The sequence below is a fragment of the Desulfosporosinus burensis genome (assembly GCF_054657535.1).
The window spans coordinates 160,681-175,205 of record NZ_BAAHYN010000004.1 but is presented as its reverse complement, the minus strand read 5'-3'; the positions used below and the strand labels follow the sequence as shown (position 1 = coordinate 175,205).

Genomic DNA, 14,525 nt, shown 5'->3' with positions numbered 1-14,525 from the left:
GTGTCGCCAAAGAGAATAGTTTTACGTTTTGGAACAGACATTTCGGTAAAGCCCATAGTCTATCGTTTGGTTAAAGATTATGACTTAGTGGTCAATATAGTTAAAGCGGACGTAAACCCGCAAAAAGAAGGAACCATGATCTTAGAGGTTACCGGGGACCAAAGTGAAGAAGGACTAAGCTATTTGCGTGATCTGGGAGTTTCAGTTCAGAACCTTAACCAAGAAATTGTACGAAATGAAGAAAAGTGTGTGATGTGCGGGGTGTGCACTGGCATTTGCCCGACCGGTGCCTTATATATGGAGCGTCCCTCTATGGAAGTCTTCTTTGATGGGGACCAATGTGTTTTCTGTCAACTATGTACAAAAGTCTGCCCTATGAAGGCAATGGAGGTCCGTCTATAATTGGATTTCGTAGAACGCAGTTATCGGCAACGTCATCGCCAGGAGGATCTGGTCCATTTTCAAGTGACTGTGGGGGAAACAGATTTAGATATTGGGGTGCGGAAAGAACGGCTTACAAAAGACTTGCTGAAATGGGTAGAGGAGACGATTCGGGCCTGTCGTAGACCGCTTGAGGATTATATCCAGAGAGACCCCGGCTTTGTGAAGGCTTTAACACCTTATACACTATTGCCAAATGCCCCCTTAATTGTCCAGACTATGGCGGAAGCCGGTCGTCTTGCAGGTGTGGGTCCAATGGCGGCGGTCGCCGGGGCCGTGGCCGAGTTAGTGGGGAAATCGATTGCCAAGCGCTCCCGGGACGTGATTGTGGAAAATGGCGGCGATATCTTCTTGCGTACGAGTCGCATTCGCAAGGTTGGGATATTTGCAGGGGATTCGCCGTTGTCAAATCGAGTGGCGCTTGAGATTCGACCGGAACAAACCCCCCTAGGGATTTGTACGTCATCAGGTAAAGTGGGGCATTCTTTGAGCTTCGGCAAAGCGGATGCCGTAGTCGTGATCTCTTCCTCAGTCCCCTTGGCAGATGCGGTAGCAACAGCTACTGGGAATCTTGTTAAAACGTTAGACGATTTAGAAAGTGCCCTAGAATTTGCCGCAGAGATCAAAGGAGTTATGGGTGTATTAATTATTAAAGACGATCGTTTGGCGGTATGGGGAAGTGTAAAGTTAATCCCTATGAAGGCTTAAGGTGAGTAGCATGTCATAAATTGAAGGTATTGGTTCTAACAGGAAGTGATTGGCCAAGTAGGGCTAATCACTTCCTGTTATATTTATGTAAACTATTTAACCAAATACAAAGAAAGAAACCTCCCCGTCGGGAGGTTTAAAGTTTTTGCGCTAATGTCTTTAGGTTCTTATTTAGATAACTTGTACAACCTAAATTTAGCATGAATTAGGAGAGGAATCAATGCCCACTTTTTGGGAGGACAGTTCGATGAAAGGCCAGCTCCCCTTTTTCGCGCGAGGGCAATTGCATTGAATAGGACCATGAGTTGTTTTTGGCACTTTTAAAGTAGATTAAGTGCTATTTCTATGGGTTAATCGATAGGATATGTTGAAAGTGCTTTGTAAATCGCCCGGCAGTGGAGGGTTAAAATGAAAAGGAATTTGAAAGGGATGTTTAATGCAGTTTATAATGGTGATTTTCAGAAACTTAGTAAAGGGCGACTTCAGTTTCCTGAGTCGTGGCTTCAAATTGGAGGAAATCATGAAACGAGATGGAGTTTTAGCCCCGAATCCACGGAGACCTTTTTAGAAATCAGCAATACGACTGCCATCAGAGCAGGAGTCGTTCAAACACAGGAGGCTTCTCTTAACGTAGAAAAAGAGAAGGAGTGGCTTGTGACAATTGTTTTTAAACGTAGTATACCTGAAGCTCAGGCCTATTTGCGCCTATACCCCGTTTTGTCGAATGGAGATGTATCTAAGCCATGGGAATACTCCTTTAGAGTAGGATTGGAGCATGAACAACAGGAACTACATGTGCAGCAAGAGCAGTTCAAACAAGTCATTAGTGTTGGTTCTAATATCCATTCTTTGCGCTTAGAAACGGGTATTTTAGGTCAAGGGACTTTCTATTTATTTAAACTAATCGCTTATTCCCTCTCTCCCAACCGTATGAAAAGACGAGTTATTAGATTAAGACCAGAGATTCGCCAGATTAGTTCTATCCAGACGATCGGAGAAATAATTAAGCCGATTCAACTTGCTATGCCTATTCCCTTAAAAATCCCAGTCACCGTCCAAGCGAATGTTAATGCGGATACTCGAAATCTGACACCTATCCGTGACAGGGTGCAAATTTACGGAAGCAGTCAAGTTCCTTTAGCTACTTCAATTTCCGGTCGAGCGCAAGTTGAAATTAGCGGACATGGGTTTCATGAAAGCCTAGAGGACGTAACTGCCGATCAGACCAGATTATTTACGACAATACGTGATGTCTCGGCGTTACCGCGCTTTTCGTTTGCGGTTTATAATTTTGGAACTCACCACGCTGATGTACAGGCTCAGCTAAGCCCAGATGGAATCCATTGGGCGTTAGAGGGGGATCAACAAAAGGTGGAACCTAAAACGTTAATCATTGTCACCCCTAAAAATTTCTTGAGGTATATAAGGTTAGCCTATGAGGCAGAGGGTTTAACCACATTAAGAATTTGGGTTCAGGCTCAAAATTAGGTACGTATACATAAAATATTGAATAATTTAAATTCATTTGATTTTAAAGCGGTTAAAGGTGGGGGCGCGGAAATGACTGAAACAAATCAAGTCTATAATAGTCATTTCTTGTTATGGCAAGAAAGTCATCCGGATTTTCCGGACGGATGGGTTCAAACGGGCGGAGATTCGGCAACAAAGTGGAAGTGGACTGGCTTACCTGATGGCCCAAGGGCTATTAAGATTGTTCATCCGTCAGGGCCAAGAGCGGGCATTATTCTTGAGAATAATGTCGCGATACCTGCTGGTGAAGGACAGCGATGGGAAATACAAGTCATTCTAGAGACGGAGCCAGCCGGGGTTCCTTGCTATATACGAGTAAATCTCGGTGCTGTGAGCCAATTATTATTTTCCGTGCGACCTAGCTCAGAGCCGGAAGAATATTCCCGAGTTTTTTCCACACCAACAGGAGTGACCGGATTACGAGTTGAGGTTGGAATTCTCGGTGAGGGAACGGTTACAGTTCACGAGATTCAAGGATGGAGGCTCTACCCTAAGCGAGAATTACGGCTTGATGAGAAGGGGCAACTATATGTCCGTCACATCGATTCCATCGGGGTCATTCAAACACCTGTCCCGGTAAGACTAGTTAGCCCGATTCCCATACCTGTCGATGTGAGAACACCTATTATAGCAGACTTACGGGATTTGACACCGTCTCGTGACGGCATCAAAATTTTCGCAAGTGATGGAAATTCCATTGCCTCAACCTTGGAGGGTTTAGTTCAAATTAAGATGTCTGGAAGAAGGTATGTTCAAAGTGTAGAAACGGTTACTAGCTCTATAATTTTTGTTCCTACCTTGCCAAAGGATGTATCTGAGGTAAGCGTTTATTCTTATGCAGTCCATAATCCTGGAACAGAAGGAGCAATTGTGCAGTTACAAATCAGCCCAGATGGAGTTATCTGGACTGCGGATGATTTGGAATGCGAGATATTGTCGGGGGCACTTGCCGTTTTTACCCCGAATCGTTTTCTGCGTTATGTACGTTTAATTCACCGTTCTGAATTCCCTAATCCGCTCAGGATTTGGTTCCAGGCTCAAGTATAGAAAAAATTATTTAGTAAACCCCCTTCCCCTTGTGGAACAACAAATATGGAGTCAATTATGAACGAACGTTATAAGTTACACTGGAATATAATGGAGTACATCAAAAGAAAACCTAGATTCAGAGGAGAAGATGGCTATGGACGGAATCACGTTGGTCGTTTTCTTAGCGATTGTGGTAGAAAAAGTCGTTGAAATTTTTAAAGGAATTGTATGTACTATTCCGATTTTTCCAGATAAATTTAAGCCCCTTACTTTAGAATTATTGAGTTTAGCATGTGGTGTACTCCTTGCTTTCCAGAGTGGAATTAATGCCTTGGATCTATTAGATGTTAAGATTGCAAATCCTCTAATCGGGATTGGGATCACAGGGCTTGTGATCGGTAAAGGGTCGAACTTTGCTCATGACTTTTTCCATAGCTTTAGTAAGAATAAGAGGAGTTAAGCGGGTAAGGATATTTAATCATTTTCCCATGCAACAAGATTGGGGCTGGGGTCTAAGATTGAGCGGTATTGTTCTAAATTACCATAAGTGCCGTTGGGATCGAGTTTTTGATAACGGTAATATTTCGCTAAGCGGTCTTGGGGTCTGACCCAGCCCAGGTGTTTGATTCGAAGATAGCTAGTGCCTCCGCGCAAGTCTATGATATTTTTGGGAAACCTCCCGCAATGTTGGGGGGTTTCTTGCCATTGGGCTTGGAAGTTGGGAATATTGCGCACGATAAAGGGACGATACCATTTGTGTGCTTGCCAAAGTGAATCGTCCCGATATTGGGTTTCCGTCCACAGATCAAACAGACGGAAGCTCAGGTAATCGACCTGGGAAGAGTAGGATAATAACTCTCGTAGTTGTTTTGGAGCATTCTCTTCGAATAGTTCGTCCGCGTCCAAGATGACAATCCATTCCGGATTGGTCCTTACGGCCATTTGCCAGAGTTGTCGCCGAAGGAGTATTTCGTTATGGAACAGGGGTTCCTTGTTTGAATGGAGGGTCAAGGGAATTCCCTGCAAGATCCCTTGGCATAGCTCGACTGTATTGTCCTCACTGGCATCGTCTAAGATAACAGCGTGGTCAATGTACGCCGTGGTCTGTTTTAAGACCCTTTCTAGGTGGCGACCCGCTTCATTGCGAACTAACATCGCTAGAGTTATTTTACCGGGACTTACAGTGTGAAGAGTGGGTAACTTGGTTTGATCGTTCAGGGGGAGGTCTAATTGCAAGTGTAAGTTTTGGTTGGGTACCTTCTCGCCATCCATGGCTGCAGGGACACTTGGCCCTCCATGACCGGCGCATGAGTTATCTTGAACTTGGCTTTTGCCGGCGACTGGAGGCTTGGCGCAAGCCAGGTTTTCTTTGTATTCAGTCAGGCTATCCAGTTCGGATTCTCGATAGATGTGAAACGGTGGGTAATGCGTATCAGCATATAGTTCAAGTCCTAAGGCTGCAGCTCGAATACAGAAGTGGCGATCTTCGCCGGTGAGCCCTAAGTTGTAGATTTCTTGGAAAGAGACTCCTCGTTCAAGGGCGTGACGACGAATGAGGGTACAAGCTCCTAAACCTCCGACTTTATAGGTGCCTGGTCGGGTGAGCATCTGAAGAAATTCCTGAGTTTTTTGGGTGATTTCCTCGTCACTAAGCGGTTCCCCTCTTCTCGATTCATACAGAGTATATTGATCTTCCAACCATACTTGGGGGAGGGGAATGAGCTCAGGTTTCCACCGTGTCCAAAAGACTTCTGAGACAATATCCTTTTCCAGAGAAAGCAGATGAGTTAAGGTCTTAGGATTTAGGTAGAGATCGGAGTCGACGAGAAAAAGGTAATCGTATCCTTCCTCAAGGGCGATTTTAATAAAATGGTCCTTATAGCGAGCCACTTTCCAGATTAAATCCTCCCGCCAATAGTGGGTTGACTCATCACGAAGATAATCTTCCTCGGTATCACCAGGGAAAATCCGGACATTCGGTCGTTCGAGGGCAAAGTGGCTAAGAAGAGTATGATCATTATGGTCATTAATCAAAATGAAATCAAGCTTCACTTGGCTTGTCTCTAAATGCAGGAGTGAATCCAAAAATTCAGAGAGGATGCGTTCATATTGTTTAACGGGGCTGGCTAGGAGAACACGATCGTTCATTATATATGCTCCCTTCCTTGGAACCCATTAGTCTCCCTAGAATCAATTAAAATGTGACAGAGGATGAGGAGGGCATCTTGCAAAGCACTCTCAACTCGATTTTTTAGGTTGAAATAAGTGGACTCCATGTCGTTTCCTTCGATGATCACACTACACAAATGGATTTCTTTAAGGGCGAGCGTCAAGAGCTTATGGGCGTATTCATAAAGCAGAGCTTGACTGGATTCAATGTTTGGCCAGACCGCTGCCTGCATAGAGTGTTTCAATAGATAATCGATCGGGTAGCCTTTCTGAATCAGGCGGATGAGTTGTTGCCAAGGATAAGAGGATGTAGGGGAAGCTTCGAGGGCACGAATATAAGCCTCGTACGCTTGTTGTAAATTCCCGGAAGAGTGATGGACATCCCCTAGGAGACAACTCACTTGGTAAAAGGTTGCTAGCTTAATTGTTCCGATACTCAGAGATCGTTCTAAATCCTCCGCTGCTTGGGGGTAGTTCCCTTGCTGGAAGTAAACGGTACCACGGAGAAAAAGGAAATCCGCGTGATCGGGGTACATTCTTAAGGCTTTACTTAGAAAGTCAATTAATGGAGTGATTTCTTCAAGACGGAGATAGCCAAGTGCCATATTGAGGAGAACATCTTCAAAATACCCCTCGTGACCCGACATGCGCAGTAGGGCCTTTGAAAGCTGATTTAGTCCCTCAGAGATAGAATCTTGTTGATAATACTCCAGCCCAAGGCAGTAGAGGAGGAAGGGATTGTCCGGATTCCGCTTGAGTTCCTTCTTGATGATCTCGCTATTTCGAGTAAATTTCTCTTTAGAGTGTAGGCGATCTTTTAGGTAACCAAAGTGATGAATCGTGAGAGGTGCTGAGGCTAACCCGTTGCCGTTATTGGCTCTAAGAATCGAAGGGGCTACTTGTTCATGAATGGCTCCTTCAAATCGATAATGAGGCTTATTTCGGAATAAACGCACAACCTGATCACTGAATACAGGTTGATCCACTTCACTTGAATCAAGGATATTTCTAATTTGCAGAAAATAGCCTTCAATTTGATCGTTGGATAAGAGTTCTGAGCAGATCTCAGGGTCGATCGATTCCAGAATTTCGTCTGCATCGAGGACTAAGATCCAATCTGATGTCGCTTGTTGAAGGGCAAAGTTTCTAGCTTCAGCGAAATTATTCGTCCAAGCGACGTTAAATAGTTTTGCCCCCATGGCGAGGGCCAGTTGGGGAGTTTTATCCCTACTTCCCGTGTCAGCAATGATTAGTTCATCCGTAATACCTTGGACGCTTTGCAGTGCAGCCAGAAGACAGTCTTCTTCATCTTGGACGATCATGCATAAGCTCACGGTCATTTTAGTTTTCATGACCCATCCCACTATTCCCGAACTTGGCGCCAAATCGATTTTTTAGCTCCAGTAATCGTTGCTCAGAGTCATCAAGAAGTTGATGGAATCCTTTTTCGGAGGATTTTATCATGGACTCAAGGGCCTGGCAGTAAGTGGCAAGGAGGGGATTAAGAAAGAAATCATGAGAACAATAACGCTTACAGTCCGCCAACAGTTCAAGAGTGGGGTTTAGAATTTCCGTTTCTCGTACTTTAAGCAGAGGTGTGGGAAGTGTGTTTTTTTGCATAAATCGAATAATACACAGAAAAATATGCGCCTCACACCGGGTTGATGGATGTTTCCAGAGCGAGATTGCCAAGGTTCTAGCGCTTTGAAAATCACCGAGCAGAATAAGCGCCACCATCGATAGTGTCTGGGCAGCATTGTAAAAAGAGTGATCCTCAGTCATCTGGCGCAAGCAGTTAAATCCTTCGTTTACTCTGCCGGAATAGATGCAATATTTGCTGTAGTAAAAAGGGAACCGTTCATCCTTTAGGAAAACGTTTTTACGGGTTTCCAAACAGAGATAGGCTTGTTCCACATTTTCGACAAGGAAAAATAAATCGGCAGAGGTGAGGCAAAGAAGGGGGTCATTAAGAATTCCGCTATCCTCAAGGTGTTGATAACTAAGAGAGGAGCCTTTTTCACAAAGCAAGATCAAAAAGAGAGAGTAAAGAGGGTAAGGATAGCTTGGGTTGAGCTTAAGCGCTGTTTCATAGGCCTCTCTGGCTTCTAGAATTTTTCCGATCCGTTCGTAGCAAAAACCCAAGTGATAGTAAGCTAGGAAACTTTCTGAACCGGTCAGATGGTTGAACAAAGCTGGGGGATTACCGCAAGTAATGGCTTGGTCAAGCCACTTTAGGGCAATAGGGTATTCTTCCTTTCCCTCGAAGAGAAGGCCCCCTAGATAAAAGATGTCTGTAAATGATGGGTAGTGAAGGCTTGCTTCGAGACAGAGGGAGAGGGCTTCATCGAGACGGCCCAACGCTCTGAAGGATAAGATAAGGTACTTTAGAGCAGGTGCTCGAAAAAGTAAGTTTTCGTCGGATAGGCAGTAGTAGGCTTTTTGTAAGAACGGGAGTGCATAAGCCGGTTTACCAAGCATGAGCCACTCTACGCCAAGGTAATAGTGTAAAAAAGGGTTATGAGGGTCTTCTTGATAGGCTTTTTTCAGCAGGTTAAGGTTACGGGTTCTCTTTTGATGCCGTATCTTGAGAGGCAACGATTTATGCTTTAGGATAGGGCTCTTGGCATAGCTGACTTTTTGTTGGTCTGGAAGGGAGACCTGTTCATGAATCTTACCGACATACTGATAGCTCCCATTGTTACGGAACAACCGGAGAACATAAAAGGTATTATACTCGCCTGTTGAATCTGAGACGGGATTAAGAAGAGGGAGCAAAAAAGCTTCTTTACCTTTTTCCCTGTCTAGCAGAGCGTGAAGGTTCTTCGGACCTTGAAACTGGATTTCTTCATCGGCATCCAGAGCTAAGATCCAATCCCCTGAAGCATGCTCTATGGCAAAGTTTCTGGCGGCACTAAAATCGTTGTTCCAAGGAAAGGAGTAGACATTTGGGGTATAACGCTGGGCAATGCTGACGGTATCGTCGGTAGACCCTGTATCAACGATAACGATTTCATCCACTTCATTTTTAACGCTTTCGAGGCACTCTGATAAATGAGCGGATTCATTTCTTACGATCATAGTGAGGCTAATTCGCTCGTTCATGGCTGGACGAGACCTCCTCCGATAACTTCTTGAAAACGTAGTTTTCGGGGTATTTTGCTAAGGCTTCATTCAGGATGTTTTGCCGCCAAGCAGTATAGAGGTTAATGAGACGAATATAGTAGCGAGGAGTCTCTGGGTCGATATCAACGGCATGTTTATAATGGTTCTCTGCTTCAGTAAGCTGTCCTAGCTGGGAGTAGATTTCGGCAAGCTGAAAATGCGCTTCAGCCGATGGATTCGTTCTGATCAATGTTTGTAAAAAGGGGATGCCTCTGCTTTCCTCGCTATAGGCTATCAATAGTTGGGCAATTTTCAGGTAATATTCGATCAAGCAATTTGGGTGCAGAGAATGTAAGAAGTACATTGCCCGATTAAATTCTCGCATTGCGATCAAACGTTGGACAATATCCAGCAAAAGTAACATCCCTTCCGGCCCCAAAATTATTTGAGGAGAAGCAGCGTTTTCTCCTGAATAGGCTAGAAATAAGGAAATAACGTTTTCCGTATCTTGGGCTAATCCAAATGCATGAAGTTCTTTCCAGAGGGTTCGGACTTTTTGGGATTTGTCCTGAATCCAGAAGTAGAATAGCCTATTGACCGTAGCAATCGGGTATTCAGGACTTTCTGGGGGGAAATCTTCAAGGAGCCTTAATGCTTCAAAGAATCGCCGTTCCTGAATGAGACAGATCGCTTTTCTCAGTTTGATATCGGATGAAACGGGGAACCCGTCCTCAGCTTGGTCCAAATACTTTAAGGCTAGACCGTAGGCTCCGTGTCTAAAATAAATGTCCCCCATAAGTCGATTAGCTGCAGGAGTGCAGAAATCACAGACCTTTTCTAGGCATTCCATCGTATATTCGGGTTCTTTGGTTGGTTTTAGAATGCCAACCAGACTTTCTAGCGCGTGGGTAAAGTTGGGGTTGTCGCGCAGGCTATAGATGTAGTACTTGAGCGCTTCTTCTTCGTCCAAAAAGGACTCCGCAATTTGAGCAAGATAATAGTAAGACCTAAAACCTCTGATCCCGCCAAAGGAGGCGTATTGCGGTGGTTGTTCAGGCATGGATAGGGCTTGGAGAAAGGCATTGCGTGCCTGAGAATAATGTTTAAGGTCCAGCAGGATGAGACCAGTATAGTAGTAAAGATCAGCATAGTTGGGGAAGAGCCTGAGGCCGAGCGCAGCAGAATTGAGTGCCTCATTTAGTTGGCCTGAAGATTGCTGAGCGATCACAATATAGCGTATAAGCTTGGGAAGGTAGATTGTGTTCGGATCAATGTCCGTTGCAGACTGGATTAGGACGGCGGCCGCTTCTGCATACCGTTCGGCCCGGAAAAGTTCTACGCCATAATGGAATTGGAGTAATCGATTATTCGGGTTTAGCTCTAGTTCCTTTTCAATCAACGTCAGGTTACGGTGCTTCTTATCTTTCTCCTTAATAACTTCATCTAAATAACCGTGATGGATGATCAGAAGATCCTCTGCAACCTGATAACGGGCCTTGGAGTTTTTCTCCAGAATGACATCGGCGATTTGTTCGTGAATCGCACCACGGAAGCGATATTCCTTTTTGTTGCGGAAGAACCGAAACACAAGATCTGGAACAGTTTCGATCCAACCTTCTTGCCCGAGGTGGTTCATGATTTTTACAAAGTAGCCTTCAACATTTTCATTTTCAATTAAGCGGATTAAAATCTCCCGGCTATCGGGCGATAACTCTTCGTCTGCGTCCAAAAATAATATCCAATCCCCTTGAGCGAGTTCCAAGGAGGCGTTCCGGGCATCACTGAAATTATCGTTCCAGAGGAAATGATGAAGGATTGCGCCATACTGTCGAGCGATGTCACACGTAGAGTCAGTAGAACCCGTATCAACGACAATGATTTCATTGACAATGCCCGATACGCTATTTAGGCACCGGCTTAGGTTTTGTCCTTCATTTTTTACAATCATGCATAAACTAATTTTTTCCGCCATAGCTTGTTTGCCTCTCATCTCTTTTTCGTTTTAATAATATATGCATACTAAAACAGAAACTTTCCGTCGAGATAGAGAATATCATGTAGTATGTAATCTGGAAAATTCTGGATAGAATAGGAAAGGGAGGAAGAATAGAGCATGGCGAACTTTAAGATTTTCCAAGACAACCCTGATCAGGCCAAGGTCAAGATATTCGGTGGTAATAATGCGGCGTTAAACACGGATTCCTCGGGTAACCTGACAATTACGTCAACGGGCTTGGCAATCACTGCACCGACGAATGGCTTAGCGATTACGTCAACGGGTTTGGCAATCACTGCACCGACGAACGGCTTAGCGATTACGTCAACGGGCTTGGCAATTACTGCACCGACGAATGGATTGACGGTAACTGCGCCGGCATCAGGTCTCGCGATCACCCCTCCAACGGGTGGTTTGGCGATAACCCCGCCGACCAACGGTTTAACGATTACGTCAACGGGCTTGGCAATCACTGCACCGACGAATGGATTGACGGTAACTGCGCCGGCGTCCGGTCTAGCGATCACCCCTCCAACGGGTGGTTTAGCGATAACCCCGCCGACTGGTGGTCTGCTTATCACATCCGCGGGACTTGCCATGATCAGCGCGACGACAGATGTATCCGCTACTCTTGCCAATATCACTGATACTGCAGGGAGTGGGGATACGACCTACACCGTCCTAGGTGTTGAAACCTGGACCTTCGGCGTTGTCAACGCCTCATTAGCTGCAAACGCCCAAGCTTTAGTAACAATGCAGATTAGCCCGGATGGGACTAACTGGTTAAATGAGGCAGGCCCTGTTACGATTAACCAGAACGCCTTAACGACGTTAGTATCTTCAATATTCCTAAAGTATGCGCGAGTATACTATAGTGCTGTGAATGCGGCGAGTGCGGTTACCCTGAATGTTTTCTTCCAGGGAGAGTTGTAGTATAGAACCTCTATGAATAGCTTACTTGCTCAAGAGCCTGGAGATTCCAGGCTCTTAAAATGTAAGGATAATAATTAGCTGCTGTAGAGGCAATTATCTTATAAAAGCATAAACTATTACGACAAGAAAGTATGGAAATTTTAGGGGGTGTGAGTATGGCGCAATCCTGCTGTATAAAATGTGGATGCACTCAATTTGAGGCTGTCCACGCTAATAATCTTGAAGGGACGACGAGAGCACTGCTCTTTGTACAGTGCTCAGACTGTGGAGCAGTCGTCGGTGTGCTTGATTTTTTAAATGTAAGCGTGCAAGTAGAACGGGTAAAAAACGAACTGAGAACATTGGCGGAAAAGGCAGTGGATCGCATCAAAGATAAACGAAAAAGAAGAAGGAAAGACCCTTCTTCTTTTTCGTTTATTGATTCTGATAGATAACCTCGAATTACGGATCAAGCCCATTGCATCCTACGGGATAATAGTCTCTAAAGAGCTACAAAGGACTTTTTGATAAGTCTCCAACGTCATCTTGCCAACGTTGGACCAAGAATAATGGTTATGTACGTGCTGCATTAAGGGCAGGGGAGAGGCATTAAAGGATTGTTCAAGGGCAGTACGTAAGCTTAGGTCATCTTGTGGGTGCACATAAAGGGCCATATCCCGGAAATACTCCTTAGGACTTCCTTGGTCCGTCGAAATGACAACCGTGCCGCAGGCACTAGCTTCTAAGCTGGATAGGCCTGGGGTTTCAAACCAACTGGGTAAAGCATGAGCTTTGGCGGCGGAATAAGCTGAAGCAAGAAGTGCTCCCTGCAGAGTACCCAGATGGGTGACATTTGAATAAGACGTCACACTTCTATAATAAGGTAGGTCATTAACAGGTCCCAGGAGAACGAGAGAAAGACCCAGGTCCTGACAGGCCTTTGCCAACCAAAGCTGGTTTTTTCTTGGTGATATCCTGGCTGCACAGAGCACAAATTCTGTAGGGATGTCAGGGAACTGTTCCTGGAAGAGTTGGGGGGTTGCGCCGATAAATGAATCTGGAAACCCATTCGGAATCACTTCATAAGCGGCGGATTTCGGGAAGTCCTGTCGGAGAACGTCCATTTCAATCTGACTATTGGGGAGCAAGAGATCACATTCCCCCACGAGTCGAGCCCGCATGGGTTGCATATGTTTCCAGACTGCAAGGGCATTGGGACTTGCGCCTTCCCGCTTAAAGTAAGCATTAGGAGGCCAATAAATGGGAGAGAGAACAATCTTTTTTCGTTGTTTTTGGGCATTGAGAAAGAACATATAACTTTCTTTAATGCGGGTGATATTAAAAATATGAACTAAGTCATAGGGAGACAGGTCAAGATTAGGGTCAGAGGAAAGATGCACTTCAACCCTGAGGTTTTTAAGCTCTTGCCCTGTCGAAACCATCTGTACAGTATCGCCGGCAGGGGTTTTCATGAAGTCCGGGCGAGCTTGGAAAAGTACTTTCATAAGGAATCCTCCCTAAAGATACTATTAAAAGGGATTGCAAATATAGTGTGAAAGAAAGGAATTATTAAAGGGATTGTAAATACAGAAAAATAGATATTTAGGAAGTTCAAGGGTCTATAACCTTTCGAGAGACTGGCGGATAGATTGGATGCGGTGTTGATAAGTATGGTTGCGGTAGGCTTCTTCTTGGCCTTGACGGGCAATTTTATGTCGGAGGTCCTCACGGTTAAGATAAAAACGCACGAGCTCAATCGTCTCGTCGGGATGACGGCTCCAGACGAGATGCACATGGTTTTTAAACGTATGTTCAATGGCTGGGGACCAGTGCGTTAGAAAAAAGGCTCGACAACCTAAGGCTTCAAAGGTTCGCATGCTCATCATCGTGGGAGAGTCTATCACAGAGTGTAAGCCTAGAACAATCTTAGCTGAAGAATATGCGCTAGGTAATTGGTCGTAGGGCAAATATCCTTGATAGTTTCCGGGTTCTAACGTGTAACGGTCCGTATTCGCAAGCCAGTGTTCGTTACCGAAAACCTTCAAATCAAACGGTCCCGAACGTAAGGGAGTTAGGATTATTTCAAGCCCCACTCTCCGTTGGGGATATGAGGTATAGTAATTAGCAACGAGAAGTAAGTCGCAGGTATACTCCGGCGACGGTTCAGAAGGGTGATGAAACGATGGATTACAGGCAAAATGGAAAAAAAGTGCGCGTAGTTTCTCCCTCTGATAAAGGGGGAGACATTCTTGAGCGGGGGTAAGAACCAGACTGGCTCCGCGTGCCAGAGGACGGGACATACGACGCCAGTCTGGGGGATCATCAATAGCCCAATAGACGAGAGGGAGAGCATGACGGCGTAAAAGAGGAAATAGTTTCTGAGCTATCGTGGAAATCGAAACACCCTCAGCTAAGGCGAAATTGGGCTTCCAAGTCCGGAGCATTGCGGACAAACGGTCTTCCCAGCCAGATTGGTGGACTGGGATATAACGGATGTCATCCATTGGAGAAAAACCCGAGGCCAATCCATAACACAACAAGGAAGAATCATTCAAAAACAGAACGTTCATTAATAGTGTCTCCATTGATGGTTCGATTGTTCTATCGCAAATTCCAAAGTTTTAATCAGGGTTGCAGA

The 14,525-nt window shown here is 45.0% G+C and carries 13 protein-coding genes; 7 read left to right on the top strand and 6 right to left on the bottom strand.

Features of this window, described 5'->3' with window-relative positions; translation table 11 throughout:
* The 5 genes from ACYQ3Q_RS08175 (at position 1) to ACYQ3Q_RS08155 (ending at position 4,168) form a co-directional block, all read left to right on the top strand.
* On the top strand, positions 1-402 hold the full coding sequence (locus ACYQ3Q_RS08175; RefSeq protein ID WP_034140499.1) for an NIL domain-containing protein: 402 nt from the start codon (positions 1-3) through the stop codon (positions 400-402).
* Positions 403-1,149 (top strand): UPF0280 family protein, encoded by a 747-nt coding sequence (locus ACYQ3Q_RS08170; RefSeq protein WP_459928110.1) that lies wholly within the window; start codon positions 403-405, stop codon positions 1,147-1,149.
* Positions 1,150-1,557: 408 nt separating this feature from the next.
* Complete coding sequence (locus ACYQ3Q_RS08165; protein WP_459928109.1) at positions 1,558-2,637, top strand: DUF6385 domain-containing protein; 1,080 nt, start codon at positions 1,558-1,560, stop codon at positions 2,635-2,637.
* A 72-nt stretch (positions 2,638-2,709) separates the two neighbouring features.
* Positions 2,710-3,726, top strand: coding sequence for a DUF6385 domain-containing protein (locus ACYQ3Q_RS08160; protein WP_459928108.1), 1,017 nt, complete (start codon positions 2,710-2,712; stop codon positions 3,724-3,726).
* A 136-nt stretch (positions 3,727-3,862) separates the two neighbouring features.
* A complete protein-coding gene (locus ACYQ3Q_RS08155) occupies positions 3,863-4,168 on the top strand; it encodes a hypothetical protein (RefSeq protein ID WP_459928107.1) in 306 nt (101 codons plus the stop codon).
* Between the two features lie 14 nt (positions 4,169-4,182).
* Here the strand turns inward: ACYQ3Q_RS08155 and ACYQ3Q_RS08150 are convergent, their stop codons facing one another.
* From ACYQ3Q_RS08150 to ACYQ3Q_RS08135, 4 genes are read right to left on the bottom strand one after another with little or no spacing between them, the layout of a single operon-like run.
* Positions 4,183-5,856 carry a glycosyltransferase gene (locus ACYQ3Q_RS08150; RefSeq protein WP_459928106.1) on the bottom strand — a complete coding sequence of 558 codons (1,674 nt, stop codon included), beginning with the start codon at positions 5,854-5,856 and terminating at the stop codon, positions 4,183-4,185.
* Complete coding sequence (locus ACYQ3Q_RS08145; protein WP_459928105.1) at positions 5,856-7,229, bottom strand: glycosyltransferase; 1,374 nt, start codon at positions 7,227-7,229, stop codon at positions 5,856-5,858. The genes ACYQ3Q_RS08150 and ACYQ3Q_RS08145 overlap by 1 nt, the downstream gene beginning before the upstream one ends.
* Positions 7,219-8,979 carry a glycosyltransferase gene (locus tag ACYQ3Q_RS08140; RefSeq protein ID WP_459928104.1) on the bottom strand — a complete coding sequence of 587 codons (1,761 nt, stop codon included), beginning with the start codon at positions 8,977-8,979 and terminating at the stop codon, positions 7,219-7,221. The genes ACYQ3Q_RS08145 and ACYQ3Q_RS08140 overlap by 11 nt, the downstream gene beginning before the upstream one ends.
* The gene (locus ACYQ3Q_RS08135) at positions 8,963-10,951 is read right to left on the bottom strand and encodes a glycosyltransferase (protein ID WP_459928103.1); all 1,989 of its coding nucleotides are present in this window, start codon (positions 10,949-10,951) and stop codon (positions 8,963-8,965) included. Before ACYQ3Q_RS08135 ends, ACYQ3Q_RS08140 begins: the two co-directional genes overlap by 17 nt.
* Positions 10,952-11,092: 141 nt before the next feature.
* Here ACYQ3Q_RS08135 and ACYQ3Q_RS08130 point away from each other — a divergent pair, with 141 nt between their 5' ends.
* Positions 11,093-11,908: a DUF6385 domain-containing protein gene (locus ACYQ3Q_RS08130; RefSeq protein ID WP_459928102.1), complete on the top strand. Its 816-nt coding sequence runs from the start codon at positions 11,093-11,095 to the stop codon at positions 11,906-11,908.
* Positions 11,909-12,063: 155 nt separating this feature from the next.
* Positions 12,064-12,342, top strand: a complete 279-nt coding sequence (locus ACYQ3Q_RS08125) for a hypothetical protein (RefSeq protein WP_459928101.1) — start codon at positions 12,064-12,066, stop codon at positions 12,340-12,342.
* A 30-nt stretch (positions 12,343-12,372) separates the two neighbouring features.
* On the opposite strand, the gene ACYQ3Q_RS08120 is transcribed toward ACYQ3Q_RS08125, so the two are convergent.
* Positions 12,373-13,392, bottom strand: coding sequence for a glycosyltransferase family 4 protein (locus ACYQ3Q_RS08120; protein WP_459928100.1), 1,020 nt, complete (start codon positions 13,390-13,392; stop codon positions 12,373-12,375).
* A 114-nt stretch (positions 13,393-13,506) separates the two neighbouring features.
* Positions 13,507-14,472, bottom strand: coding sequence for a CgeB family protein (locus ACYQ3Q_RS08115; protein ID WP_459928099.1), 966 nt, complete (start codon positions 14,470-14,472; stop codon positions 13,507-13,509).
* Positions 14,473-14,525: the final 53 nt, after the last annotated feature.